The organism is Vibrio sp. NH-UV-68, from assembly GCF_042940635.1.
In the GTDB taxonomy this organism is placed as follows: Bacteria; Pseudomonadota; Gammaproteobacteria; order Enterobacterales; family Vibrionaceae; genus Vibrio; species Vibrio pacinii.
The window spans coordinates 2,971,664-2,995,389 of record NZ_CP134975.1 but is presented as its reverse complement, the minus strand read 5'-3'; the positions used below and the strand labels follow the sequence as shown (position 1 = coordinate 2,995,389).

Here is a 23,726-nt window from a genome sequence, read left to right as displayed (position 1 = left end):
AATCGATGTGTCTCAAATTGAAGCGGATGCACTGACGGCTGAAGTCGTGGCGGAATACTTGCGCGACAATCCGGATTTTTTTACCGATCGCCGTGAGCTGGTTGATCGATTGGCGCTTGCTCACCAGGAGCAGGGGTCGGTCTCTTTGGTGCATGTACAGATGAATCGTCAGCGACAAAGAATCGAAGAGTTGGAAGAAGAGATCACCGGGCTGATGTCATTAGCCAAAAGTAACGATCGAACTTTTCACGAATTTATGCAGTTACAGGAAGATATCCTCAAATGTGATTGTTTAATTGATGTTGTCAAAGCGATAGAAGAAGTGGCCAAAAATCTTGGTCTCGTGGCTTACGTTCGTTTGTTCGATAGCGAATCGACTCGTTATTCGTTAACGCGTGAGCAATACCAGCGATTCGCAACCAATCACCTTAACGGTAAGTCGGCTTATCTTGGCCGAATGCGTAAAGTTGACCGAGAGTTGTTGTTAGGTGAGCTTTCGCATCAACCAGAGATGGGGTCGTACGTTGTACTGCCGCTGCAAAAGAAAGCGCTACAAGGGGTGTTGATGTTCTCGAGCTGCGATGGAGGGCATTTTCAGCCGCACATGGATACCCTATTCTTACGCCACCTCGCGTTGGTTGTCTCGCATCTTATCGAAACCCTCCCTTGGCAAAGTGAAGCGCATGAGCGAATCAGTAGCACCTCTGCCTAGTGGTCTCAAGCGGCCCCTTGAACGTTTCTATGAATTTCTAAGAAGCGAGAAGGGGCTTAGCCTACACACCCAGCGCAACTATAAACAGCAGCTAGAAACGATGGCTCATCACTTACATCACCTTGGCCTCAAAGAGTGGCAGCAAGTTGATGCGGGTTGGGTGCGTCAACTGGCTAGTAAAGGCATGAGAGAAGGGATGAAGGCGAGCAGCTTAGCCACGCGCCTCTCTTCTCTGCGTAGCTTCTTTGATTTTCTTATTCTGCGTGGTGAGATGAGTGCCAATCCAGCGAAAGGGGTCTCGGCACCACGTAAAAAACGGCCGTTACCGAAAAACCTCGACGTTGATGAAGTGGGCCAACTGCTTGATGTGAAAGACGATGATCCGCTTTCGATTCGTGACCGCGCCATGATGGAACTGATGTATGGCGCTGGCCTACGTTTGGCAGAAATGGTCGGAGTGAATGTTAAAGACGTCAGTTTGTCGTCTGGCGAGTTACGTGTCATTGGTAAAGGTGACAAAGAGCGCAAAGTGCCTTTTTCTGGCATGGCGGCTGAGTGGGTGGCCAAATGGCTGAAAGTGCGAGCAACATTAGCCACAAGTGGAGAGCCGGCTCTGTTTGTTTCTAAGCTTGGTGGTCGAATCTCCCATCGTAACGTACAAAAACGCATGGCCGAGTGGGGGCAGAAACAGTCCGTCGCCAGTCATATTAGCCCGCATAAATTACGTCACTCATTTGCCACTCACATGTTGGAGTCGAGTAATAATCTGCGTGCAGTACAAGAGTTACTTGGCCACGAAAATATTTCGACGACACAAATCTATACCCACCTCGATTTCCAACATTTGGCTCAAGTGTACGATCAAGCTCATCCAAGAGCGAAAAAGAAGGGGAGTGAGTAATGCAGTTTTTTCGCCATTTAAAACCCGTTAAAGCGATGACCTTTGATCTTGATGATACTCTGTATGATAACCGACCGGTGATTCGTCAGGTTGAAGCCCAAATGGTGCAATGGTTGCATGCTACTCATCCTGTCTCTGCAACCCGATCGTTTGATTGGTGGCGTGATATCAAACGCGATTTAGCTAAGCAAGATAATTGGCTGCCTAACGATGTGACGCTATGGCGTTTTAAGCAGATCGAATATGGATTGGGCTTACTTGGTTACACCTCACAACAAGCAAAACTGGCGGCAGAGCAGGCGATTGAAAAAGTGCTGAGTTTGCGTAGTGATTTTACGGTCCCTGACCAAACGCATCGCGTGATGAGAGAGCTGGCTCAACAGTTACCGTTAATTGCCATCACCAATGGTAATGTTGACGTCGAGAAAATTGGTTTAGCGGACTACTTCACTTTGGTGTTAAAAGCGGGCCCCGATGGGTATGCCAAGCCTCATGGTCAGTTGTTTGATAAAGCGCAGCAACACTTAGGGCTGCCAGCACAGCACATTTTACATGTTGGCGACCACTTGATCAGCGATGTGATGGGCGCCAAGCAAAGTGGACTTCAAGCGTGTTGGTTCAATGACCAACAGGTCGATATTTATCACAGTCATCGGGCGCGTCTATTGCCTGATGTAGAAATTACCGCATTACCGCAACTGTTGACCTTGATCGATTAAACCGCAGCTATGTCGCGGTTTAATCTCAAGACTTCGCTTGGAAGGTATGGCCACTCTTGTCGGCTTGAAAAGCGTTAAGATAGTCATCGAAGAAACCCTCTAATTGCTGTGCTTGATTGGTGTAACCTAACTCACGCAGCACTTCACACCCGACCTCTATAGTGCACAAATGGCCTGGTTGTTGATTGCGGCGCAGTCGATAGCGTGATGGTTGGCTAGGCTCTATGTGTACCTGAGGTAGCGCACGTAACCAATCACTTTTACGCAGCATTTTCCCCGCTTCTTGCCAAGTTCCATCTAAGATGATCAATAACAGTGGCTTATGTTGCGAGTTGGCCTCACGATGAGCGTGTTTAACGGCATCACTGTGTTGGCTAGGAAACAGCAGATAGGGGAGATAGTCGCCACTTGCGATCATCGTTATCAGCTCTGGGCAAGGTTGGGTGCGCTGCCAAATGTGGCGGCTACACGATTGCAGACTCTGCGCTAACCACTGGCCGGTATTGGTCTCGCGCGTGGTTTCATTGGGGTGCATTAGCAGCGCTATATGCAAGTCGGCGCTAAATTGAGTTAACCGATCACACACACATTGAAAGCGCAGTTGACACCCCGGGCAGGGCTTACCTTGTTCGATAGGCTTGCTGCTCACAAGCGCGCACCTTCTTGTTGCGGCGTTAGACCATCGGCAAACAGTTGAACCTGGCTGATATCATCATAACTGGCGATAGGTGCCACACTTGGATTGAGTGGGTATTGGTTGCCATCAAAGATCAATTTATGTTGATTAGGTATCGCGCCGCCGCCACTGACGAAGAAAATTAAATCTTGCCAGCCATGATGATTATGACGGCCAAGATTGAGCGGAGTTCTCACTTGGGTGATGCGACTATTGAAGCGCCAGTTTTGCTGGTGGTTGTCGAAAATCAGCAGCGTACAGCCGCCCGTGCCACACTGATCGAGTTGTACCAGCAGTTCATTATTGCCATCCCGATTAAGGTCATAAGTTAGCCAGCGATAGCGCGTGCCAGTTTGCGGGTTATTGGTTTGTTGGAAATAGGCTCGCAGCGCACTGTCGACCATTGGGTTAAATTCGGCCACCGATGGAACCGCATTGCTATCAAGTGGTATTGACGATATCGATGCTGAGTCGGGGATCTGGCCTTGTGGGATGGAAAACAGCGTTAAGCCTCCGTCTCTTATGTCGTAAACCATGTCGCCCACTTTTTCTTTGTGGGCCGTAATTTTGTTGTCTTCTCGACTAAAGATACGTTGTGAGAGCAAAGGTTGTTGCTGGTGGCGAGTCATCACCACTTGTACTTGAGTCGAATTAAGCGATTGCCAGTACCCTTGCTCAACCGAGTCTGACTCGCCATTATCATAGCGATAGGTAGTGGTGGCACTGTGATCAGGATTTAGCTCAAGAAAAACGCTCAAGTTGTTACTGTTGGCTGAGGTGGCTTGGTAGAAGCCGGCCCAATCTTGGCTATGATCTTGATTGGACAAGGTGGCGCAGCCTTGGTAGTTGGCCCCGTCGAGCGTTAAGCTGGCACTCCAGCCGTACAGTGAGTCACTCATCCCATCAATACAACTGCGTTGGTTAAGCTCTAAGTTGCCACCATCAAATTGATAGCGGCGTCGTTGTGGTTCGATCTTGCTATTAACCAAGTCGAGTGTGCGTTTGTCTTGGCCGATTTGGTCAAATATTAGCTGATTGGGTGCAACGCTCACGGACCAAAAAGGTTCGGTGCCAAAAGCTCGGGTCGGTTTTAGGGCTTGATCGCAACGCTTTGGGTTCTCGGCAGTGAGTATATTGAATGAATCGACCACAAAACGGGCGCGGTAATCAGCAACAAAACCATCGGTTTTACGCGTTTCTAAATGACCAATGACTTCACCATACAGTGGTTCATAAGGACCACGAACCAGTGTTAAAGCTTGTTGAAAACGGTCATTCGATAGATCTAACCAGTATTGGTTTTTGCTGCCACATGGCGTGATTGAACGTACCTCATTGCCAAGCACAATTTCTCCGCGCATGACAAACGGTTGCGAGTGAATCGATTTTGGATTGTCCAAGTTGGCGGTATCGTTCGGTGAAGGGTTGATTGCTGGGGTTAATGACGTCATCGAACACGCTTGCAACGTGAGCAAAGTAATGACGGTGACTGGGTTTCGAAGCGCCTTCATGCTATATCTTCCCTATTGAGAAACTGACGGACTCTATTATGGCATACTGGCTATTCAAAACTGAACCCGACACCTTTTCTATTGACACTCTTCGTACACAAACCCGTTCGTGCTGGGAGGGAGTACGCAACTATCAAGCGCGCAATATGTTGCGTGATGAAGTGAAGCAGGGTGATTGGGTACTCATTTATCATTCATCATGCAAAAAAGTTGGCGTCGCGGGGATCGCTAAGGTGGTGAAAGCAGCGTACCCCGATCATTTTGCGTTTGATGCCGAGAGTGATTATTACGACCCTAAATCCAGCCCAGATAACCCGCGTTGGTTTATGGTCGATATTGAGTTTGTGCGTAAAACCGAGAGGTTGATTTCATTGGCGGTGATGAAGGCGATGCCAGAACTGGCCGATATGCCGTTAGTTAAGCGCGGAAACCGCTTGTCGGTGATGCCAGTGACTGAGTCGCAATGGCAGGCTATTTTAGATAAAGAGCGGCGACCGAGTCAGGCGTAATGAGTGATCAGGCTACCGGTAGGCAGCCTGATATTGCAATATTAAAACAGATGTTGATGTAAGTAATGAGCGACTGCATCGTCGGCATTGCTGCCAATAACGTCTAAGTGTGGCAGCGCTTGTTTTACTTTGTGATGCGCGGTTGCCATCACCAGACCTTTGCCTGCCATATCAAGCATTTCCGCATCATTCATCCCATCACCAAACGCGATGCAATTTTCTAACGACAGGTTGAGCGACTTGGCAACGGCTTCTAGCGCATGGCCTTTTGACACTTCTGCGGCCATGACTTCCAGACACCAAGGCGTCGAAAAAGCAATATTGAGCTTGTCACCAAACTGCTCACGTAGTTTGTGCTCATAGGTGACCAAATGCTCGTGATCATGCTCTGGATGGGTGAAGAAAATCTTGGCGATGCCATCGGTTGGCGCGGCACTAGCATCAAAACGCTGATAGCTAAAGCCAGACTCACTATGAAATTTAGCCAACGTCTCGTCGTCTCGGTCGAGTAGCCAATTGTCATCTTGGTACATGTGGATAAAAATATTGTGATCGTCGCGGATCACATCGATCACCGCTTGAACCAAATCCGCAGGCACGTTGTTGCTGTACATCAGTTGATCATTTTGGTCATGCACACGCGCCCCATTTGAGGTGATCATATAAGCGGGGATACCTGCGATCTGGCGAATACTGGCCACATCAATGTGGTGACGGCCAGTGGCAAAGACAAAAGTGAAGCCTTTCTCATGCAGTGCTTTGAGTGTCTGTTTGGAGAAATCGCTTAACTGGTGGTTTGGAGCAAGTAAAGTGCCATCGAGATCCGAAGCCACAATGTGAAAAGGAGTATCTTTGCGTGTTTGTGTCATATCACCCTCGGTAAATAACGCGTTGATGAGCCAATTGGCGAAGTAAACAGTCTACTTGAATAGAAAAGGCAAAAAGAGGGTAAAGATCGCCTTCTATGATTTCCTATTTTAATGCTGGTTGAAAAACGCTAACGTCGCATCTAGCGCTTGATTGCGGTAGTGGTCTTGTTCGAACAACAGTTCATGCCGTGCACCATCAATGACCTTAAATTGGCAACTTGGCTGGGTTTTTTTCAACTTATTAATGAAACGCGCTTGAGCAAGATTAGAAACGATTCTATCGTCGCCCGCTTGCATTACCAATAGGAGAGTGTTGAGGTGACGCGTCATAAGATAACACTGTTTACAGGCTATCAATCCCTGCCAAACCCAGCGCGTACTGGCGCCGCCGATTTTGAGTTCAGGGTGCTGTTCATAGAGATCGCGAAACCAGTGATAGCGCACTGCACTTTGGCTGAGTAAGTTGCCCTCGAAAGGTTTAGCAAAATAGGCCACTTGTCCGGGAGCAAACGTCGGTTTTTTGTGCCACGCCGTTAACACTTGACCAAGCATAGGTGCGAATGGGCGCAGGTGCCAAGGGACATTAACGCCAAACATCGGCGCGCTCAGCGCCGCGGCGTCAAAGGGGGCGTCATGGGTTTGTAAGTAGCGGGTCGCGATGTTACCTCCCATGGAGTGTGCGAGCAGGTAACGTTGTTGGTAATGATCAAGGTTAAAGTGTTTAACAAGGCAATCGAGATCGTAGATATAGTCATCGAATTCTTCGACATAGCCCATTTGCGTGTCTTCTATCATTCGTTGCGACAAGCCTTGGCCACGATGATCATAAGAATAGATGTCGTAACCTTGTTGAAATAGGTCGTAAAACAGCTCTTGATACTTAATGGTACATTCAATGCGCCCGTTGACCACCACAATCGCTTTGGTGTGATGGGGGGCAGTAAACTTTACCCAGTACAGCGACTTTTTATCAAACGATTTTAGGTAGCTCTCCTGCCTAGATCGCCAGAATTTAGCAATATCGCTTTTGATAGCTTGCTCAAAATTGGACTCTTGAGTATAAGAAGGAGTAATGTTGCAACTGGAATCATTCATGGGTGCTCAAGCCTAAGTTCGATTTTATTCTCAACAACAACCGATTATGTGTGGCTAGCTCAGTTTAGTCGAGAGGAAAAACCATGGATATGCATGTTTGGCTTGCTTATGTCGTTACCGCCATTGTGTTCAGCTTAGCGCCGGGATCGGGCACGGTAAACTCGATCAGTAATGGCTTAAGTTATGGAACACGTCGCTCACTAGCCGCTATCGCGGGACTGCAAGTGGGATTAGCGATTCATATTGCGTTAGTTGGGGCTGGCATCGGTGCGCTGGTGGCTCAGTCTGCATTGGCGTTTAGCATTATCAAATGGGTGGGCGCCGCTTATTTGGTCTGGCTTGGCATACAGAAGTGGCGTGATCGCTCAAGTATGGTGACCGCCGATTCCGTACCGCATCTTTCTGGATTCAAATTGATGCGAAAAGCGGTGTTGATCAACTTAACTAACCCTAAATCGATTGTCTTTCTCGTCGCCCTGTTCCCACAGTTTATCGACCCAACGCAAGATCAGTTGACCCAATTGATGGTACTTGGCCTAACCACAGTGACGATTGATGCGATCGTGATGTTAGGGTACACCTCGTTGGCTGCGCAGATGGGACGATTTATTCGCTCTGAGCGGATCATGTCGAAAATCAATAAGGTCTTTGGCTCGATGTTCATGGGATGCGGTGCGTTACTTGCTGCAGCCAAAGCGTAACTCGACCTGATATTATGCATAGAAGAACGAGAGATACCTTTGTTGCAAGACAGCCGATCTTAAATGCTAAGCGCCAGACCCTTGGCTACGAACTGCTGTTTCGGGACGGTGAAAACAATGCTTACCCGGCGCATATTGACTCTAACCGCGCGACCTACCGCATTATTGTTGAGAATTTTTTGTCGCTCGGTACCAATCCAGCGATGGCAACATCACGTTGCTTTATTAATTTCCCTCAGCAAAGCTTGCTGCGTCTGCTGCCTCTTTCGTTGCCAAAAAATAAAATAGTGGTAGAGATACTTGAGACCTGCACACCGAATGATGAGCTTTATGACGCGGTGAAACAGATCCACAATCAGGGCTATCTAATCGCACTGGACGATTTTGTGTATAAGCCTGAGTGGGAGCGTTTCTTGCCTTTGACCCATATCATTAAAATCGACATCATGGCGACGGGATTAGAAACCTCCTGTGAGTTGGTCAAAGAACGCCTTGCAATGGGGGTTAAACGTAAGTTTCTTGCAGAGCGAGTTGAGACCGAAGAAGAGTTTTTGGCTACGCGCTCGGCGGGTTTTACCTTCTTCCAAGGCTATTTTTTCAGTAAGCCCGAAATGGTTCGTCAGCGATACATCAGTCCTGAACACATCATAGCGATGGAGCTATTTCAGGAAGTGTGCAAGCCAGAGGTCGACTTTCTTAAGGTCGAGCAGATCGTGGCGCGTGATGTCGCACTGTCCTACAAACTGCTGCGTTTTGTTAACTCGATGTCAGAGCGAATAGAAATTCCTATTTCTTCATTTCGCCAAGCGCTGGTCTATCTTGGTCAGGATAAAATTAAGATTTTTGTCTCTCTTGCCGTTGCTTCTTACGTTTCGGTCAATAAGCCCAAAGAGCTCTACACCTTATGTTTGCAGCGTGCTCAGTTCTTTATGTTGATGGCGCGCGACAACCCATTCAGTCAATATCGTGACCAAGCGTTTCTGATAGGGCTGTTTTCCATGCTTGATGCGATGCTTGATATGTCGCTCGATGATTTGGTAAAGCAGCTGCCGTTATGTGCCACGATCAAGCTTGCACTGCTTGAGCGTCAAGGTCCGTATGGTCAGCTGATCTCTCTTGAAGAGTGTTACGAGAGCGCTGACTGGCAGGGGATGGAACTGGCTTGTCAGCAACTCAATTTGTCGGTTAGCGAAGTGATGCCACGTATCTCTGAGGCCCAGCGTTGGAGCCGCGAGCTCAATCGCGTCATCTGATACTTCCCGCTACCTGTTATTCCCCCCGTCATTGCTGTGAAACTTTTATGACAATCCGATCTGAAGGGTTGCAATCTCTCTGAGTTTTATTAAATATATATGCATATCCATATGTGAGTATATAAAGTATGTTACCCCATCAGTTTTTCAAGTTACTCGCTGACGAAACGCGCGTGCGCTGCCTGCTGCTAATTATGCGTGAGCAGTGTTTGAGCGTCGGTGAACTGACTGAGGCATTAAACGAAAGTCAGCCAAAAATTTCCCGTCATCTTGCGCAGTTACGATCAAATGGCATTTTGCTCGATGTACGTCAGGGTCAATGGGTGTTCTATCGCTTAGCCAATGACTTACCTGGCTGGATGAAAAAACTGATTGATGATTTGGTGGCTTCTCGCTGTTTAAAAACAGAGTACCAACACGATATTGAACGACTTCATGCAATGCAGGTTCGTCCTGTTTGCTGTCAATAATAGATTAAGAGAATGAACGATGACGATTAAAGTAGGAATTAACGGTTTTGGCCGTATTGGACGATTAGCACTTCGCGCCGCTTTTGATTGGCCAGAGTTGGAATTTGTATTGATTAATGACGTGGCAGGCGATGCCGCGACATTGGGTCATTTACTCGAATTCGATTCAGTGCAAGGTCGCTGGCACCATGGTGTTGCTGTCAACGGCGATAGCATAATCATTGATGGTAAAACCATCACCACCACTCAAGAAAAAGAGATTGATGCGGTCGACTGGTCTGGTTGTGACGTGGTGATTGAAGCTACTGGTGTCCATCGCAAGACCTCACTGCTTAATAAGTATCTTGAGCAAGGGGTGAAACGCGTTGTCGTGTCTGCACCAGTTAAAGAACAAGGTGTGGCGAACATCGTTGTGGGTATCAATGAGGAAATTTTTGAACCTGAGAAACACCGCATTGTTACCGCGGCCTCTTGTACGACCAACTGTATTGCCCCTGTGGTCAAAGTCATTCATGAAAAGTTGGGGATTGAGCAATCTTCGTTTACCACTATTCATGACCTCACCAACACTCAAACCATACTTGATGCGCCACATAAAGACTTGCGACGCGCCCGAGCGTGTGGCATGAGCTTGATCCCAACCACCACTGGCAGCGCCACCGCGATTGTAGAAATCTTCCCTGAATTGAAAGGCAAGATCAACGGCCACGCCGTCCGTGTACCTTTGGCGAATGCCTCTCTGACCGATATCATTTTTGATGTTAAGCGTGATACCACCGCCGAAGAGGTAAATGCCCTGCTAAAAGAAGCCTCACAAGGCGAGCTGAACGGTATCTTAGGTTTTGAAGAGCGTCCATTGGTGTCAATTGATTACCGTGGAGATCAGCGTTCTACTATCGTTGATGCGCAATCAACCATGGTTGTCGGTACTCGTATGGTCAAAATCTACGCTTGGTATGATAACGAAATGGGGTACGCGACGCGCACCGCTGAATTAGTACGTAAAGTCGGTCTGGCGTAAGGGGCACATGATATGACACATCCTACATGGCAACTTGCTCTCGATAGTGGCGCGTTGATCCTAACCCCATGCCCAGGCACTAAGGGCGTCGATTTGGCCACATCACTGGCCGAGCTAAAAGCGCAAGGTGTTACGGCGTTGGTGACCGCACTTGATGATGCCGAATTGGCCAGCAAGCAGGTTGCAGAGTTGGGCGTTAAAGCGCAACAACTTGGTATGCAGTGGTTTCAGATTGAGATTGAAGATGATTGCGCGCCAGATGAACGCTTCGCCGTGAAGTGGCAACAAGCGAGCCCAGCGCTACACCAAGTGCTCCGTGACGGTGGCAAAGTGGCGCTGCATTGTATGGGCGGTTCGGGTCGTACAGGACTGTTTGCTGCTCATCTACTGCTTGAGAAAGGGTGGCCGTTAGACGAGATTATCGCTGAGGTACAAGCACTTCGACCTGGTGCTTTCACTAAAGCGGTTCAGGTTGACTACATTCACTCTATCGCCACTAAGTAGTCACTGCAATAAGAGTGTTTGGATCCTGGTCATTCAAACGCTCTTTTTTACGCCATCACAAAAGGTAAATTGGATATGTTATCGAGTTTGAGCAACAGCGTTCGCCAATACATGCTCGTCACCTTCAATTATTGGAACTTCACCATCACTGATGGTGCGTTGCGTATGTTAGTGGTGCTCTATTTCCACGACCTCGGCTATTCAACCTTAGAAATTGCTTCACTATTTTTGTTCTATGAGTTCTTTGGCGTAGTCACTAACTTAGTCGGTGGGTGGCTAGGCGCGCGGTTGGGGCTGAACAAAACCATGAACATTGGTCTTGGTATGCAGATCTTGGCATTGGTAATGCTCGCCGTGCCGATCACTTGGCTAACGATTCCATGGGTAATGATGGCGCAAGCGCTGTCTGGTATCGCCAAAGATCTTAACAAGATGAGTGCCAAAAGCTCGATTAAAAGTTTAGTGCCTGATGAACAGCAAGGCGCTTTGTACAAATGGGTGGCGATATTAACTGGGTCAAAAAACGCGCTTAAAGGCGCGGGGTTCTTTATTGGTGGTTTATTGCTCTCGCTGGTGGGCTTCAAACTGGCCGTCTTACTGATGGCAAGTGTACTGACCTTAGTGCTTATTGGTAGCTTAATCGGCCTTGAGCGTAACTTGGGCAAAGCCAAAAACAAACCGAAGTTTAGTCAAATTTTTTCAAAGTCAGCGCCGATTAATATCTTATCCGCGGCGCGGTTGTTTTTGTTTGGCGCGCGCGATGTATGGTTTGTTGTTGCACTACCAATTTATCTTGGTAGCGCGTTTGGTTGGTCTCATCTGTGGGTGGGTGGCTTTTTGGCCTCGTGGACCATTGCTTACGGTTTTGTGCAAGGTATTGCCCCGCGGATTACGGGTAAGTCTCAAGGTAAAGTGCCTGACGGCCATGCGGCTTTATTGTGGGCAGGCTTACTCACCGCCGTTACCGCATTGATCGCTTATGCGGTCCAAGTTGGCTGGCAACCCCAATTTGTTATTGTGGCTGGATTGATGTTATTTGGTGCGATTTTTGCGATTAACTCATCACTGCATTCGTACCTTATTGTTAGTTATGCCAAAGGTGATGGTGTATCGCTTGATGTTGGCTTCTACTACATGGCAAATGCGATGGGACGCCTCATTGGCACCATTCTTTCTGGTTGGGTGTTTCAGATGGCGGGATTGGCCGCTTGTTTGTGGGTGTCGTGTGCTTTTCTTGCGCTGACAACGCTTATCTCGATAAAACTGCCGAAGCTCAAAGCGATAGCTACAGCATAACAAAATCGCAGTTATAACCAAAAGCTGACCAAGGTGATACCGAGGTTGGCTTTTTTGTTGTTATAGTCACTCTCTCAGTGACAAGAAGAGTGACAAGCGTGAGAGAAAGAGTGGTGTTTTTTGATGTGCTGCGCTGCGTGGCAGCCATTGCAGTGATAGCGATTCATGTGCTTGCCCCATATCGTCAAATGCTTGGAGACATTCCGTTTGACCAATGGGCAACGGCGGTTGGGGTGAACAGTGTAACTCGTTGGGCGGTCCCCGTGTTTATTCTTATTAGTGGCGCACTTATGCTCAGCGACCGACGTCCGTTTAATGCTCAGTATTACCTCAAGCGTCGCTTAGGCAAAGTATTGGTTCCGTTTCTGTTGTGGTCTGCGTTTTATGCTCTGTTATCTGGTCTCACTATCCAGGGCTATGATTTTGGTGTCACGGAGCAAGTGCTGCGAGACAGCCCGTGGCATGCTACTTATTACCACCTCGGGTTCTTCTACTATTTTATTCCACTCTATTTGCTGATCCCGTTTTTCCAGTTTGTGGTCAGACAGCACGGTGATAATGCGCTGTATGCGTATGTTGCGATTTGGCTGGTGACGACCTTACTCTATTTGCTGGGGATTGACGGCGTGTGGAGCAATCAGCTGTGGCTTTACAGTGGGTATTTACCCTTGGGGTATTTATTGTATCAACGCGTCCCGGTCACATTGGGTTGGACTGTTCTTTTTAGCTTGCTTGGAATCGCGGCACTAGCCACCACCGCTTACATGGTGATTGGTAATAGCCTTGCTGCAGACAAGTATACCGTTGGGCGTTGGTTGTCGTATAAAACGCTTAACGTGGTACTGGCGGCAAGTATGATTTTCATCTTATGCCGTTATGTGGGTGAAAGTTTGTCAGCGCCAGTTAATCGAGTGATTGGCTTTATCAGTCAGCACAGCCTAGGGATCTATTTGCTACACCCTATTTTCCTTTGGCCAATGAAAGAGTTTGGCTGGTATCAAGGTCATCCTGCTTGGGTGATCCCCGTTTGGATTCTTCTCAGTGGTGGCGGTGCATTATGGCTCAGTTGGGTGGTATCACGCTCAGAAAAAACACGCTGGTTATTGCCTTAACGTTTTAGCGCAAAATGGATAAAAGTGTCACCTTGATAGGTGAGCGTACCTTGATCTCCAGGATTGAGCGCTTGGAAGTAATGCACACCCACTTGGAATTCACGTTTGGGGCCAATGCGCCCTTTTTGTACATAAATCCAATATTCCTGCTCATCCTGACCGGGCTGAGCATCTTCAATCGCAATTGACTGTTTGTCTAAAATGGTGACGTCGACTTTCTGTTGTGGGGCATTCTCGCCTTGAATGTGTTTGCGATAGAAGTGGGTAAATGCCCAGCCGCTAACAAGAGCAGTGACAGCAATAGCAATAAGCAGTGTGATAGGCATAATCATTGGGTCTCTGAGGGTTTGGTCTAATACTAGCGATATTTCGGTTGAGATTCAGGGCACGGCTCTTGCTGCAAAAACAAAGTGTTCAGTGCAACAAAAATCTTCGAGTCATATCACGTACGTTGGGCAGTGTAAGCCATTAGCCCCCCTTTTACTGGTTGATTCTTTTACACAAATCTATTTGCATTCGAAACAAAAAGTGGGACATTAGATACAATAAGGATCAAATACCCCCTAAACTTAGAGCGTGGAGGGAGACTATGTCTGATATCGAAAACGTAGTGACACGGACGAGAAAAATCGAGGCGCTACTGCGGACTCAGTATCATGCGAATGGCAAGGGGCTACATCAGTTGATCACCAGCTGTGAAGAGCGTTTGCCTCATGATGTGATTAGCAAGCTGCGCTACATTGCGACCATACGCAATAAAGTTGTCCATGAGCATGATTTTAAACTCGATGGTTGCAATGATTTTATGTCAGTGTGTGATGAGTGTGAAAAAGAACTGACGCCTCGCAGCTCTCGTTTTGTGTGGCGAGCTGCGATTATGTTGATGACATTGATTACTGGTGCTGCCTTGTTTTTCTATTATGCGCATTGGGACGAGTTATCTAAGCATCTATAACGTGAAAGCACGAAAATCGGTTTTTTTTCTTTTGGTGTAAAAGTCGACACATCGCTAGTTTTTTACACCAAAGTTATGAGTATTGGCCTCAGATAGCAAAAAGGGACGCACCAGCGTCCCTTTTTTTATTTGTATTTTACTTAGTACATCATCGGCAGTGTCATTAGGCCTACGACAACTGCGATCATTACAAGTCCTTGTTTTTGTGAAGAAGAAATCATAGCACTGCTCCTAAAAAGTGATGTTTAACGGTATGTAAATAAGAATAGCAGCTTTTTAGGGGTTAGATCAAGCTAATAAGACAATAAGCCTTAAAAAAATAACTTTTCTGGTCTCGATTAAACCTTTTTGTTGAACTTCAGGCGTGGGGTGAGTGATGTTTAACCTGTGTAATTTCTATTCTATATTGCTAATTTTCCTCTTAAGTGATTGTTATTGAAGGTAAAGCAAAGTGGTTAAACTTTGTTTAAATTAGTTTTTTGTGATTTATAGAGCTTTCGTTGATCTGGATTGAATAGTGCGTCCATTTAACTGCTAGCTTGGTTTTAAGTAGGCATTTGGTTGCTAAGTTGCATATTGGTGTCAGTGCGATGTCAAATTATCGTAAGGCTAAAATTAAAATTTACATTAATTAAACATTATGTTTTATTGGTTAAGCTGTTGAATTTTATTTACTTTAAATTCATTTTTCTTGGCAATCGTAGCAAAAGTGATTTTTTTGACGACTCTGCTGTCTCAGCGGCGATTTTGGATCGCCTGGTAAAAAGTTGCCAAATAACCCCGCGCTGTCGCACATATTGCGCCGACAAGAAGTATTATCAAGATCCAACTTTTGCCCCTCAAAACTAGACATCTTTTTCGAGCTGCCTACACTAGCAGCTCATTTTTATTGAGGTGTTCGAATGTGGAGCTGGCTCTCGGTTGCCTTATCTGGGTACATCAGTATTTCTGCGCTTGAAAACAATCGCATCAAGCAAGCGGCGATGTTTAAAATATTGACGTTATTTATGTTGCTCGTCATGCTCTGGAGTCAGGAAGCCTTGGTTGGCATCGTGGCGTGGTGGGTGTCACTGGGTTTAATCATTTCGATGGTTGCAGACGGTCTCTATATCGCCAAAAAGCACCTTAAGTTCTGCTTTGCAGGGTTTGTTGCAGCGCAGCTTTGTTATAGTGCTTCATTTTGGTTTAAGCTTTCTGGCGATATCGTTTGGTGGTTGCCTGCAATGCTGTTCGGTATCGGCGTTGTCTGCTTCTTCCTGTTGTTGCCAAAAATCGATCGATTGATCTTCCCTGTGGTGATGATGGGAATGGTGTTGTTGCAGCTTAACTGGGCCGCAGGTGAAGTGTGGTTGTTGAACCGTACCGTTGCGAGCGCATTAGGCTTTACTGGGTCGTTAACACTGACGTTATCGGCGATGCTATTGGCTATCCATGACTATCGTCATCCGCTCGACAAGGGGCGCTACTTTATTTCTGGGAGCTATCTGTTGGCACACTGCCTGATCACAGCTTCTCTGCTTATCTAAAATCAAGGTACCTGACGGTTTCTATCCGGTACCTTGACGCTCAAACAACCATTGTTGCTATTCAGGTCTCGAGGCTGCGATACTTCGGCCAATTTTCTGTGCTTGATTGATTTATTTTTGGAGGTCTTTTATGGACATTCTTTCTGCCGCGACCATGTTGGTGTTGATCATGGATCCGCTTGGCAATTTACCTATTGTCCTATCGATTTTGAAGCACCTTGATCCAAAGCGCAGGCGTAAGGTTTTGGTTCGAGAGTTGTTTTTTGCTCTTGGTATTTTAATGTTGTTCTTGTTTGCAGGTAAGAGCATCCTTAATTTTCTTCATGTCCAGCCAGAAACATTGAGTATCTCGGGCGGGATCATCCTGTTTATTATTGCCATCAAAATGATCTTCCCAAGCGGTGGCAGTATCACAGGGCTGGCGGCGGGTGAGGAGCCGTTTATTGTGCCAATGGCGATCCCAATGATTGCTGGTCCATCCGTTATTGCGGCGTTGTTGCTCTTATCGAGCCAGCACCCTGAGCAGTTACTTGAATTGTCTGCTGCGGTATTGTTAGCCTGGGGCGTGGCTTTCTTTATTTTGATGTTCTACAACTTTTTCCATCGCGTGTTGGGCGAGCGAGGATTAAAAGCGGTTGAACGCCTGATGGGCTTACTACTTATTATGATATCGACACAGATGTTCCTCGATGGCGTCAAAGGATATCTCGGCTAACGATAGCGACAAAAAAGCCGCTTAACTTAGCGGCTTTTTTGTAATGGCATGTATTTGCTATGACATGTGTTTACGGCGAATATCAAGCAGTGCGAAAATGCCGAAGATTAAAATCGACCATTTTTCCCTACTGCTCATTTTGATCTTGTCACCGAAAGCCCCAATGAAGATCGCCATCTGTAAACCATGCATCATCAACAAGAACGCGCTCATAATGTAGAGGGCGATCGCTGCTTTGCCCGGAAACGGCGCAAAGACGTTGAGGATAAGTATAAACCAGACAAAACCGATGGCTGCTTTGGCTAACCATATCAATGCTTTCATTTTATTATCCTTGTGGTGAGTGTTGACGGTTGAACAGGCGGTAGTTGACTTGACCGGCGGTTTTTTCTCGGTGTAGATGCCAATGAGCTGGAATCACGTTATCCAGTGTCAGCTCTTTTTCGGTCTCGATATAGATAAGCGCATCGTCTGCCAACCAACCATTTTGCTCAAGTAACTGAATTGTCTCATCGAGTAACCCTTGACGAAATGGTGGATCAATGAATACTACATGATGCGGCGTCCCGGCTTGTTTAAGGTAGCTTAACGCATCGCTGTTGACCGCTGTGAGGTTGCTGGCATTGAGCGTAGCAATATTGCTTTGCAACTGCTTAAAGGCACTCGAATTGAGCTCAATCAGCGTGACCATTTCAGCTTGGCGTGAAGCGGCTTCAAAACCTAGCCCTCCAGAGCCAGCAAACAGGTCGAGACACTTGGCTTGTGGCACATCTTGGGCTAGCCAGTTAAACAGCGTTTCTTTGACACGATCTGTGGTCGGTCTTAACCCTTCGGCGTCATGAACAGGGAGTTTACGTCCTCTCCATAACCCGCTAATAATACGAACAAAGCCACTTGAGGGCTTTTTTTGTGATGTGTTTTGCTGGCGACGTCTTACCATAGATTTTTTGACCGCTAATAAAGTGATACTATACGCGCTGACTGCTCTGCTGTTGAGCGCTAACATACAGCCCAAATTTGTTGATGACAGAGTGTATACCATCACTCTGACAGTGAAAACGTTTCACTCTGTTGTCATTTTTCTTTTCTTGTCGGCGACATTGCCGCAAAAAAGAGTCTGAGTTAATTAAGACGATCTAGGATAGCCCCAGATGACGGAAAAAAAGAAGCGTGGATTACTCTCTTGGCTTGGCTTTGGTGACGAAGAACAGGCCAAACAATCCACACAACAACAAACGGAAACCGAACCAACACTCGAACAAACGGTTGACGAGCAACATCAACGCCCTGAGGCTGAGCTAGCAGAAGCAGAAGCAGAAGCAGAAGCAGAAGCAGAAGCAGAAGCAGAAGCAGAAGCAGAAGCAGAAGCAGAAGCAGAAGCAGAAGTAGAAACTGACACTCCCGCTGAACCGCGCGTTGTCGAGCAAGAGAAACCAAGCGAAAGTTTCTTTGTGCGTTTAAAGCGCAGCTTAACGCGCACTAAAGCTAACATTGGGGCGGGCTTTTTTGGTCTGTTCAAAGGTAAGCAAATTGATGATGAGCTGTTTGAAGAGCTTGAAGAGCAATTGCTGATCGCTGATGTCGGTATGGATACCACTGTCAAAATTATCGACAATTTAACCGACAAAGCCTCACGTCAAGATCTGAAAGATGGCGAAGCGCTTTACGGTCTGCTTAAAGATGAGCTGGCGGATATCTTGTCTCAGGTTGAGCAGCCGTTGGTCGTGGATTCGACGAAAACGCCATTCGTCATTTTGATGGTTGGTGTCAATGGTGTCGGTAAAACGACCACAATAGGTAAACTGGCCAAACAGTTCCAAGCCGAAGGTAAAAGCGTCATGCTAGCGGCAGGTGACACCTTCCGCGCCGCTGCTGTCGAGCAGCTTCAAGTATGGGGCGAGCGCAATAACGTCCCAGTGGTAGCGCAGCATACTGGTGCTGACAGTGCTTCTGTGATTTATGATGCGATTGAATCAGCGAAAGCCAAGGGCGTTGATGTGGTGATTGCCGATACCGCCGGGCGCTTGCAAAACAAAGCCAACTTAATGGAAGAGCTGCGCAAGATCGTCCGTGTGATGAAGAAGATCGATGACTCGGCACCACATGAAATCATGCTGACGCTTGATGCGGGCACCGGGCAAAATGCGATTAGCCAAGCTAAATTATTTAGTGATGTTGCGCCATTGACGGGTATTACGTTGACTAAGCTTGATGGGACGGCGAAGGGTGGTGTTATTTTTGCGCTGGCCGATCAGTTCCAAATCCCTATTCGTTATATTGGTGTTGGTGAAGGTATTGACGACCTACGTCCATTTGAGACACAAGAGTTTATTGATGCTTTGTTTAGTCGCGAAGACTAACGTTAAGCGACCAATAGCAGCAACTCAGTAATAGAGGGATTTCGGGTGATAAAGTTTCAACAAGTGAGTAAGGCGTATCGCGGCGGCCGACAAGCCTTGCAGAAAGTCGACTTCCACCTGCGTCGCGGTGAAATGGCTTTTCTTGGCGGTCATTCGGGTGCGGGTAAAAGTACTCTGCTCAAGTTGATTTGTGCGATAGAGCGCCCAACGGACGGTAAGGTGAGCTTTAACGGTCACGACATCACGCGAATTCCTAGTAAAGATATTCCTTTTTTGCGCCGTAATATCGGTATTGTATTCCAAGATCACCGTCTGCTGATGGACAGAACAGTGTTTGATAATGTCGCTCTGCCGATGCGCATCGAATCGATCTCGGAAAATGAAATAAAACGCCGTGTTTCAGCCGCATTAGATAAAACCGATCTGCTCGATAAAGCGAAATGTTTACCTAGCCAGTTGTCTGGCGGTGAACAGCAACGCGTAGGCATTGCTCGCGCAGTGGTTAACCGACCAACATTATTATTGGCCGATGAACCAACGGGTAACCTTGACCCTGAGTTGTCGAATCGTGTGTTGAAGCTATTTGAAGAGTTTAACCGCGCAGGAGTGACGATCTTACTCGCTACTCACGACATCGGTTTAGTGAATACGCGTCCACAATACCGTCACCTTGAGTTAAACCAAGGCTTCCTTAGCGAGGTAGAAGATTATGGCCAATAAACCTCGTGGACGAACCAATGTGACAGCGAAAAATCGCGTCAAAAAAGACAGTTTCTTTAAGGTCCATCTTAAGCAGGCGAAGTTGTCGTTTCATGAATTGTGGCAACGGCCATTAGGTAACTTGCTTACTTTAGCGGTTATCTCAATGGCATTAGCGATGCCATCGGCGCTATATCTTCTGGGTAAAAATATTGCTCAAGCATCCAGTGATGTGACGAGTCCTTCACAAGTGAGTGCTTATATTCAAGAACGTACGCCTGAGGCGCGCGTGATGGTATTAAAAGATCAGCTTGAGAGTGACAGCGATGTCGCGGCGGTCGAATACATCTCTCCACAGCAAGGTTTGGATGATTTGAGCCAGTATTCAGGGTTTGAACAAGCCATTAGCCTACTGGATGATTACGCCCTACCGGGTGTGTTAGTGGTAACGCCGAGTCGTGACGACCAGCAAGTGATTAAGCAATTGGCCGAGCGGATCGCACAGCAGAGCGAAATCACCGATGTTCGTTTGGATGAAGACTGGTTAACCCGGTTGGATGCAATCAAGAACCTTGTGAGTGGTATTGTGATTACGCTGTCGGTACTGATGTTGGGGTCGGTGTTCCTGATAGTAGGTAACACCCTGCGTTTCAATGTGCTGGCAAATAAAGAAGAGATCCAAACCATGAAGCTGATTGGTGCGACCAACAGCTACATTTTACGTCCTTATTTGTACTCGGGAATGTGGTTTGGCTTGCTAGGTGCGGTCAGCGCATGGATCTTAACGGCGTTGATTACCGTATTACTCAACAGTAGCGTTGAGAAGTTAGCGTTACTGTATGACAGTCGTTTTCGTTTGGTAGGTTTAAGCTGGGATGAGTCGCTACTGCTGGTGATGCTCGGCATTTTCTTAGGTTGCTTAGCGGCCAAAGTCTCTGCCCAGCGGCACTTAAAAGAGATCGAACCTATTTAATTGGAACTCGACTGTTTAGTGGTTGTCATACTATTGAAAAAAGTAGACGCTACCGTATACTTCGCTCTTGTGTAGACGATTTGTTTATGCATAATAGTTTCCCCCTGCTTGAATCTTGTTCATTTTAGGTTCAAGATTGTTGGGTTAAAACTTACTCCAGATCAGAGATTGATGAGGACCCGAATGACGAATAAAGCATACCCTATGGCGGTTGTTACACAAGATAGCTTAGATAGCTATATCCGCTCAGTAAACAGTTACCCAATGCTGACTGCTGATGAGGAACGTGAGCTTGCTGAGAGGCTGCATTATGACGGTGAAATTGAGGCGGCAAAAGGGTTGATCCTTTCCCACCTTCGTTTTGTTGTTCACGTCGCGCGAGGTTACTCTGGCTATGGTTTACCAATGGCTGACCTAGTTCAAGAAGGTAACATTGGTCTAATGAAAGCAGTCAAACGTTTCAATCCAGAAGTGGGTGTACGTTTGGTTTCGTTTGCTGTGCACTGGATTAAAGCCGAGATTCATGAGTACGTATTGCGTAACTGGCGTATCGTCAAAATCGCCACGACGAAAGCACAACGTAAATTGTTCTTCAACCTACGTAAGTCGAAAAAACGTTTAGGTTGGTTCAATAACGGCGAGGTGGAAACGGTCGCTCGCGAATTAGGTGTTGCGCCATCAGAAGTGCGTGAAATGGAGTCTCGTTTAGCGGCACAAGATCCTACCTTCGAGATGCCAAACGACGACGATGATTCTGGTTCATCGTACACAGCGCCGATGGTTTACCTAGAAGACAAATCGTCTGATGTTGCTGACAATGTGGAAGCGGCAAACTGGGAAGCACACACCAACAATCGTCTTAGCCTTGCACTTAAGAGCCTAGACGAGCGTAGTCAGCATATTGTTCGCTCTCGTTGGTTAGAAGACAATAAAGCCACGTTGCAAGAACTGGCAGATACTTACAATGTATCTGCCGAGCGTATTCGTCAGTTAGAGAAGAACGCGATGAAGAAGCTTAAAGCGGCGGTTGGCGAGTTCTAATAGCCACGCACAAACTGATTTATCTAAAAAGCCGAGATCAAACGATCTCGGCTTTTTTGTTGCTGATCGCTTATCGATATTTTGCCTGTTTTCGGGATCGAATGTAACCGACTTGCCTGTGGGTAACTCTGTGTGGAAATTATTGGCTATCTGTCAGAAAGCAGGGTGAATAAAGGGCTGTACTCTCTTTATCCAATGGGGATAGTTTTCTCTTTACACACAATCAAATAAGGATCATCACTACATATTGTGGATCGATTCTTATAAAAACACTTTATCAACGTAATCCACAAATTTATCCACAGATGGTTGAATTATGATCACTGGTGGATAACCTTACTGACACAGAGTACTTGTTGACCACTGGATAGGTTACAATCGCGTTAGTAAAATTAGCGATAAAAGAGAAAGATTATGGACCAGTTTAAACATATAGATGTGGCAGGTGCTCAAGCTCTGCTTGAGCAAGGTGACGCGAGAATGGTCGATATCCGCGACCCGCAATCTTTTGCTGTGAGTCATGCCAAACAAGCATTTCATTTGACCAACGATACGATGGTTTCGTTTATGGATGATGTGGCGTTTGAACAGCCGATATTGGTGATGTGTTATCACGGTATTAGCAGTCAAGGCGCGGCGCAATATTTGGTTAACCAAGGCTTTGAGCAGGTGTATAGTGTTGATGGTGGTTTTGAAGCCTGGCACAGGGCAGGGCTTGCTACGGAATCGAGTTTAGGATAGCAGTATGGTGAGACTGATTGCTCTCAACAATCCAAGAATGGCGCAAGCGTTTATCGATTATATGGCGTCTCGAAAAATAGACGTGCAGATGATGCCTGAGGGAGAGGGTCAGTTTGCTCTGTGGCTGGTGGGGGTAGAACATCAAGTGGAAGCGGAAGCTGAGCTGAAGCAGTTCCTGGCCAATCCAAACGCTGGCAAATACCAAGCGGCCTCATGGCAGGTAGCTGAAACAAGGCAGAATCATTTTAAATACCACTCGCCCAGTATGTTGGCAATGATCAAGGCGAAAGCTGGGCCAGTCACATTAAGTGTAATGATGATGTGTATCGTCATCTTTGGTTTGCAACAGTTTGGGTCAGGCCAAGGGGTGTTTAACGCACTCCACTTCCCCGCTTTTTCTACTCAGCAGTGGCAGCTATGGCGTTGGGTGAGTCATGCACTGTTGCATTTTTCCATTATGCATATCGCTTTTAATTTATTGTGGTGGTGGCAGTTGGGTGGCGATATTGAGCAGCGTTTAGGCTCGGCAAAACTGCTTCAGTTGCTGGTGATTTCCGCAGCGTTGTCGGGAGCAGGCCAATACTGGATTGAGGGTGCAAACTTTGGTGGTTTGTCTGGGGTAGTTTATGCGTTAGTCGGCTACTTATGGATGCTCGGTTACAAAGCGCCTCAACTGGGCTTAAACCTTCCTAAACCTGTGGTTGGCTTCATGTTGGTGTGGTTAGTGCTCGGGTTTGTCCAGCCGTTTATGGCTATTGCTAACACGGCTCATTTGGCCGGTTTGATTTCTGGGGTGCTATTAGGTCTGTTGGATGCCAGTCGCATGGTAGAGCGAGACTAGTCAACGCGGCGCCTCATAGAGTGCGCCGTTTGGTTTTATTGGTAGAGATATTTAGTGAACAGTAAATCGGCGATAATGGTTTTGCCAGTTTCAGGCAGCAAGGTCGCATTTAATTGCTCAACTAAGGTTTTACGAAGATCTTCTCGCCCAGCGAGTGATGTGACGGTTTCTTCGGTTTGTTTACCGAGTAATTCTATCACTGCATCTCGAATAAGCGGTTGATGCAGTTCGATGATACCGAGGTCAGCCTGACTGGCAACCATGATGTCGATGCGAACTTGAATATAACCGAGCTTTTTTCCTTTGGTGTAGAAGTTGGTAGTGAGATCAGGCTCTAGAGTAAAATAAGCCAACTTGGGTGCGCCTTCCTCTTCGGCTAGTGTGGGTAAGCTAACAAGCAACCCCCAGACGACAAATATTTGGGCTAGGTAACGTTTAATCATATTTATAACTTTTCTTTCTTCCAATCACGATATTCGAATCGCCTGAGTCTTGTTACAATAGAGCATCTATTTGTAATAAAAAT

General features: G+C 46.8%; 28 protein-coding genes. 20 read left to right on the top strand and 8 right to left on the bottom strand.

Features of this window, described 5'->3' with window-relative positions; all coding sequences use genetic code 11:
- Positions 1 to 7 precede the first annotated feature (7 nt).
- From ViNHUV68_RS13745 to yigB, 3 genes are read left to right on the top strand one after another with little or no spacing between them, the layout of a single operon-like run.
- On the top strand, positions 8 to 712 hold the full coding sequence (locus ViNHUV68_RS13745; protein ID WP_391088593.1) for a DUF484 family protein: 705 nt from the start codon (positions 8 to 10) through the stop codon (positions 710 to 712).
- Positions 684 to 1,613 (top strand): tyrosine recombinase XerC, encoded by a 930-nt coding sequence (gene xerC / locus ViNHUV68_RS13740; RefSeq protein ID WP_391088591.1) that lies wholly within the window; start codon positions 684 to 686, stop codon positions 1,611 to 1,613. The genes ViNHUV68_RS13745 and xerC overlap by 29 nt, the downstream gene beginning before the upstream one ends.
- On the top strand, positions 1,613 to 2,332 hold the full coding sequence (gene yigB / locus ViNHUV68_RS13735) for a 5-amino-6-(5-phospho-D-ribitylamino)uracil phosphatase YigB (RefSeq protein ID WP_391088589.1): 720 nt from the start codon (positions 1,613 to 1,615) through the stop codon (positions 2,330 to 2,332). The genes xerC and yigB overlap by 1 nt, the downstream gene beginning before the upstream one ends.
- A 25-nt stretch (positions 2,333 to 2,357) precedes the next feature.
- Here yigB and ViNHUV68_RS13730 read toward each other — a convergent pair whose 3' ends face one another.
- Positions 2,358 to 2,981 (bottom strand): DTW domain-containing protein, encoded by a 624-nt coding sequence (locus tag ViNHUV68_RS13730; protein WP_391088588.1) that lies wholly within the window; start codon positions 2,979 to 2,981, stop codon positions 2,358 to 2,360.
- The gene (locus ViNHUV68_RS13725) at positions 2,978 to 4,519 is read right to left on the bottom strand and encodes a COG3650 family protein (protein ID WP_391088586.1); all 1,542 of its coding nucleotides are present in this window, start codon (positions 4,517 to 4,519) and stop codon (positions 2,978 to 2,980) included. The genes ViNHUV68_RS13730 and ViNHUV68_RS13725 overlap by 4 nt, the downstream gene beginning before the upstream one ends.
- Positions 4,520 to 4,557: 38 nt before the next feature.
- Between ViNHUV68_RS13725 and ViNHUV68_RS13720 the strand changes: the two genes are divergently transcribed.
- Positions 4,558 to 5,028, top strand: coding sequence for an EVE domain-containing protein (locus tag ViNHUV68_RS13720; protein WP_391088584.1), 471 nt, complete (start codon positions 4,558 to 4,560; stop codon positions 5,026 to 5,028).
- A gap of 41 nt (positions 5,029 to 5,069) precedes the next feature.
- Here ViNHUV68_RS13720 and ViNHUV68_RS13715 read toward each other — a convergent pair whose 3' ends face one another.
- Both ViNHUV68_RS13715 and ViNHUV68_RS13710 read right to left on the bottom strand, forming a co-directional pair.
- Positions 5,070 to 5,897 carry a Cof-type HAD-IIB family hydrolase gene (locus tag ViNHUV68_RS13715; protein ID WP_038175724.1) on the bottom strand — a complete coding sequence of 276 codons (828 nt, stop codon included), beginning with the start codon at positions 5,895 to 5,897 and terminating at the stop codon, positions 5,070 to 5,072.
- Between the two features lie 108 nt (positions 5,898 to 6,005).
- A complete protein-coding gene (locus ViNHUV68_RS13710) occupies positions 6,006 to 6,992 on the bottom strand; it encodes an alpha/beta fold hydrolase (protein ID WP_391088581.1) in 987 nt (328 codons plus the stop codon).
- Between the two features lie 83 nt (positions 6,993 to 7,075).
- On the opposite strand from ViNHUV68_RS13710, the gene rhtB reads away from it, so the two are divergent.
- The 7 genes from rhtB to ViNHUV68_RS13675 all read left to right on the top strand — a co-directional run bounded on the left by rhtB (position 7,076) and on the right by ViNHUV68_RS13675 (position 13,349).
- Entirely contained in the window at positions 7,076 to 7,693 is a 618-nt protein-coding gene (gene rhtB, locus ViNHUV68_RS13705; RefSeq protein ID WP_038175720.1) for a homoserine/homoserine lactone efflux protein, read from the top strand.
- A 14-nt stretch (positions 7,694 to 7,707) separates the two neighbouring features.
- Positions 7,708 to 8,946, top strand: coding sequence for an EAL domain-containing protein (locus tag ViNHUV68_RS13700; protein WP_391088579.1), 1,239 nt, complete (start codon positions 7,708 to 7,710; stop codon positions 8,944 to 8,946).
- A 128-nt stretch (positions 8,947 to 9,074) separates the two neighbouring features.
- Entirely contained in the window at positions 9,075 to 9,416 is a 342-nt protein-coding gene (locus ViNHUV68_RS13695) for a metalloregulator ArsR/SmtB family transcription factor (RefSeq protein ID WP_038175717.1), read from the top strand.
- A 19-nt stretch (positions 9,417 to 9,435) separates the two neighbouring features.
- Complete coding sequence (locus tag ViNHUV68_RS13690) at positions 9,436 to 10,437, top strand: ArsJ-associated glyceraldehyde-3-phosphate dehydrogenase (RefSeq protein ID WP_038175713.1); 1,002 nt, start codon at positions 9,436 to 9,438, stop codon at positions 10,435 to 10,437.
- Positions 10,438 to 10,449: 12 nt separating this feature from the next.
- Positions 10,450 to 10,941 carry a tyrosine-protein phosphatase gene (locus ViNHUV68_RS13685; RefSeq protein ID WP_391088576.1) on the top strand — a complete coding sequence of 164 codons (492 nt, stop codon included), beginning with the start codon at positions 10,450 to 10,452 and terminating at the stop codon, positions 10,939 to 10,941.
- Between the two features lie 75 nt (positions 10,942 to 11,016).
- Positions 11,017 to 12,237 (top strand): organoarsenical effux MFS transporter ArsJ, encoded by a 1,221-nt coding sequence (arsJ, locus tag ViNHUV68_RS13680; RefSeq protein ID WP_391088574.1) that lies wholly within the window; start codon positions 11,017 to 11,019, stop codon positions 12,235 to 12,237.
- Positions 12,238 to 12,335: 98 nt separating this feature from the next.
- A complete protein-coding gene (locus ViNHUV68_RS13675) occupies positions 12,336 to 13,349 on the top strand; it encodes an acyltransferase family protein (protein WP_391088572.1) in 1,014 nt (337 codons plus the stop codon).
- Here ViNHUV68_RS13675 and ViNHUV68_RS13670 read toward each other — a convergent pair.
- The gene (locus ViNHUV68_RS13670; RefSeq protein ID WP_038175759.1) at positions 13,346 to 13,675 is read right to left on the bottom strand and encodes a DUF2500 domain-containing protein; all 330 of its coding nucleotides are present in this window, start codon (positions 13,673 to 13,675) and stop codon (positions 13,346 to 13,348) included. The two genes, ViNHUV68_RS13675 and ViNHUV68_RS13670, sit on opposite strands and share 4 nt — an antisense overlap.
- A 263-nt stretch (positions 13,676 to 13,938) precedes the next feature.
- On the opposite strand from ViNHUV68_RS13670, the gene ViNHUV68_RS13665 reads away from it, so the two are divergent.
- From ViNHUV68_RS13665 to ViNHUV68_RS13655, 3 genes are all read left to right on the top strand, one after another.
- Positions 13,939 to 14,304, top strand: a complete 366-nt coding sequence (locus ViNHUV68_RS13665; RefSeq protein WP_038175708.1) for a hypothetical protein — start codon at positions 13,939 to 13,941, stop codon at positions 14,302 to 14,304.
- Positions 14,305 to 15,206: 902 nt separating this feature from the next.
- Positions 15,207 to 15,830: a lysoplasmalogenase gene (locus tag ViNHUV68_RS13660; RefSeq protein ID WP_038175707.1), complete on the top strand. Its 624-nt coding sequence runs from the start codon at positions 15,207 to 15,209 to the stop codon at positions 15,828 to 15,830.
- A 130-nt stretch (positions 15,831 to 15,960) separates the two neighbouring features.
- Positions 15,961 to 16,545: a YhgN family NAAT transporter gene (locus ViNHUV68_RS13655; RefSeq protein ID WP_038175706.1), complete on the top strand. Its 585-nt coding sequence runs from the start codon at positions 15,961 to 15,963 to the stop codon at positions 16,543 to 16,545.
- 57 nt (positions 16,546 to 16,602) lie between these two features.
- On the opposite strand, the gene ViNHUV68_RS13650 is transcribed toward ViNHUV68_RS13655, so the two are convergent.
- Both ViNHUV68_RS13650 and rsmD read right to left on the bottom strand, forming a co-directional pair.
- Positions 16,603 to 16,869, bottom strand: coding sequence for a DUF1145 domain-containing protein (locus ViNHUV68_RS13650; RefSeq protein WP_391088570.1), 267 nt, complete (start codon positions 16,867 to 16,869; stop codon positions 16,603 to 16,605).
- Between the two features lie 4 nt (positions 16,870 to 16,873).
- Positions 16,874 to 17,485, bottom strand: coding sequence for a 16S rRNA (guanine(966)-N(2))-methyltransferase RsmD (gene rsmD, locus ViNHUV68_RS13645; protein ID WP_038175758.1), 612 nt, complete (start codon positions 17,483 to 17,485; stop codon positions 16,874 to 16,876).
- Positions 17,486 to 17,696: 211 nt separating this feature from the next.
- Here rsmD and ftsY point away from each other — a divergent pair, with 211 nt between their 5' ends.
- The 6 genes from ftsY to glpG all read left to right on the top strand — a co-directional run bounded on the left by ftsY (position 17,697) and on the right by glpG (position 23,200).
- Positions 17,697 to 18,905 (top strand): signal recognition particle-docking protein FtsY, encoded by a 1,209-nt coding sequence (ftsY, locus tag ViNHUV68_RS13640; RefSeq protein WP_391088567.1) that lies wholly within the window; start codon positions 17,697 to 17,699, stop codon positions 18,903 to 18,905.
- 45 nt (positions 18,906 to 18,950) lie between these two features.
- Positions 18,951 to 19,625 carry a cell division ATP-binding protein FtsE gene (gene ftsE / locus ViNHUV68_RS13635; protein ID WP_038175701.1) on the top strand — a complete coding sequence of 225 codons (675 nt, stop codon included), beginning with the start codon at positions 18,951 to 18,953 and terminating at the stop codon, positions 19,623 to 19,625.
- Complete coding sequence (gene ftsX / locus ViNHUV68_RS13630) at positions 19,615 to 20,577, top strand: permease-like cell division protein FtsX (RefSeq protein WP_391088565.1); 963 nt, start codon at positions 19,615 to 19,617, stop codon at positions 20,575 to 20,577. The genes ftsE and ftsX overlap by 11 nt, the downstream gene beginning before the upstream one ends.
- 183 nt (positions 20,578 to 20,760) lie before the next feature.
- Positions 20,761 to 21,618 (top strand): RNA polymerase sigma factor RpoH, encoded by an 858-nt coding sequence (rpoH, locus tag ViNHUV68_RS13625; RefSeq protein WP_038175697.1) that lies wholly within the window; start codon positions 20,761 to 20,763, stop codon positions 21,616 to 21,618.
- A 414-nt stretch (positions 21,619 to 22,032) separates the two neighbouring features.
- Positions 22,033 to 22,359: a thiosulfate sulfurtransferase GlpE gene (gene glpE / locus ViNHUV68_RS13620; RefSeq protein WP_038175696.1), complete on the top strand. Its 327-nt coding sequence runs from the start codon at positions 22,033 to 22,035 to the stop codon at positions 22,357 to 22,359.
- Positions 22,360 to 22,363: 4 nt separating this feature from the next.
- Complete coding sequence (glpG, locus tag ViNHUV68_RS13615; protein WP_391088562.1) at positions 22,364 to 23,200, top strand: rhomboid family intramembrane serine protease GlpG; 837 nt, start codon at positions 22,364 to 22,366, stop codon at positions 23,198 to 23,200.
- 35 nt (positions 23,201 to 23,235) lie between these two features.
- Here glpG and ViNHUV68_RS13610 read toward each other — a convergent pair whose 3' ends face one another.
- Positions 23,236 to 23,643 carry a flagellar basal body-associated protein FliL gene (locus ViNHUV68_RS13610; protein WP_038175694.1) on the bottom strand — a complete coding sequence of 136 codons (408 nt, stop codon included), beginning with the start codon at positions 23,641 to 23,643 and terminating at the stop codon, positions 23,236 to 23,238.
- Positions 23,644 to 23,726: the final 83 nt, after the last annotated feature.

Coding starts and splice junctions, on each gene's coding strand:
- xerC (WP_391088591.1), top strand. CDS start 684: ATGAGCGAATCAGTAGCACCTCTGCCTAGTGGTCTCAAGCGGCCCCTT.
- yigB (WP_391088589.1), top strand. CDS start 1,613: ATGCAGTTTTTTCGCCATTTAAAACCCGTTAAAGCGATGACCTTTGAT.
- ViNHUV68_RS13725 (WP_391088586.1), bottom strand. CDS start 4,519: ATGAAGGCGCTTCGAAACCCAGTCACCGTCATTACTTTGCTCACGTTG.
- ViNHUV68_RS13720 (WP_391088584.1), top strand. CDS start 4,558: ATGGCATACTGGCTATTCAAAACTGAACCCGACACCTTTTCTATTGAC.
- ViNHUV68_RS13715 (WP_038175724.1), bottom strand. CDS start 5,897: ATGACACAAACACGCAAAGATACTCCTTTTCACATTGTGGCTTCGGAT.
- ViNHUV68_RS13710 (WP_391088581.1), bottom strand. CDS start 6,992: ATGAATGATTCCAGTTGCAACATTACTCCTTCTTATACTCAAGAGTCC.
- rhtB (WP_038175720.1), top strand. CDS start 7,076: ATGGATATGCATGTTTGGCTTGCTTATGTCGTTACCGCCATTGTGTTC.
- ViNHUV68_RS13700 (WP_391088579.1), top strand. CDS start 7,708: ATGCATAGAAGAACGAGAGATACCTTTGTTGCAAGACAGCCGATCTTA.
- ViNHUV68_RS13695 (WP_038175717.1), top strand. CDS start 9,075: ATGTTACCCCATCAGTTTTTCAAGTTACTCGCTGACGAAACGCGCGTG.
- ViNHUV68_RS13690 (WP_038175713.1), top strand. CDS start 9,436: ATGACGATTAAAGTAGGAATTAACGGTTTTGGCCGTATTGGACGATTA.
- ViNHUV68_RS13685 (WP_391088576.1), top strand. CDS start 10,450: ATGACACATCCTACATGGCAACTTGCTCTCGATAGTGGCGCGTTGATC.
- arsJ (WP_391088574.1), top strand. CDS start 11,017: ATGTTATCGAGTTTGAGCAACAGCGTTCGCCAATACATGCTCGTCACC.
- ViNHUV68_RS13670 (WP_038175759.1), bottom strand. CDS start 13,675: ATGCCTATCACACTGCTTATTGCTATTGCTGTCACTGCTCTTGTTAGC.
- ViNHUV68_RS13665 (WP_038175708.1), top strand. CDS start 13,939: ATGTCTGATATCGAAAACGTAGTGACACGGACGAGAAAAATCGAGGCG.
- ViNHUV68_RS13660 (WP_038175707.1), top strand. CDS start 15,207: ATGTGGAGCTGGCTCTCGGTTGCCTTATCTGGGTACATCAGTATTTCT.
- ViNHUV68_RS13655 (WP_038175706.1), top strand. CDS start 15,961: ATGGACATTCTTTCTGCCGCGACCATGTTGGTGTTGATCATGGATCCG.
- ViNHUV68_RS13650 (WP_391088570.1), bottom strand. CDS start 16,869: ATGAAAGCATTGATATGGTTAGCCAAAGCAGCCATCGGTTTTGTCTGG.
- rsmD (WP_038175758.1), bottom strand. CDS start 17,485: ATGGTAAGACGTCGCCAGCAAAACACATCACAAAAAAAGCCCTCAAGT.
- ftsY (WP_391088567.1), top strand. CDS start 17,697: ATGACGGAAAAAAAGAAGCGTGGATTACTCTCTTGGCTTGGCTTTGGT.
- ftsX (WP_391088565.1), top strand. CDS start 19,615: ATGGCCAATAAACCTCGTGGACGAACCAATGTGACAGCGAAAAATCGC.
- rpoH (WP_038175697.1), top strand. CDS start 20,761: ATGACGAATAAAGCATACCCTATGGCGGTTGTTACACAAGATAGCTTA.
- glpE (WP_038175696.1), top strand. CDS start 22,033: ATGGACCAGTTTAAACATATAGATGTGGCAGGTGCTCAAGCTCTGCTT.
- glpG (WP_391088562.1), top strand. CDS start 22,364: ATGGTGAGACTGATTGCTCTCAACAATCCAAGAATGGCGCAAGCGTTT.
- ViNHUV68_RS13610 (WP_038175694.1), bottom strand. CDS start 23,643: ATGATTAAACGTTACCTAGCCCAAATATTTGTCGTCTGGGGGTTGCTT.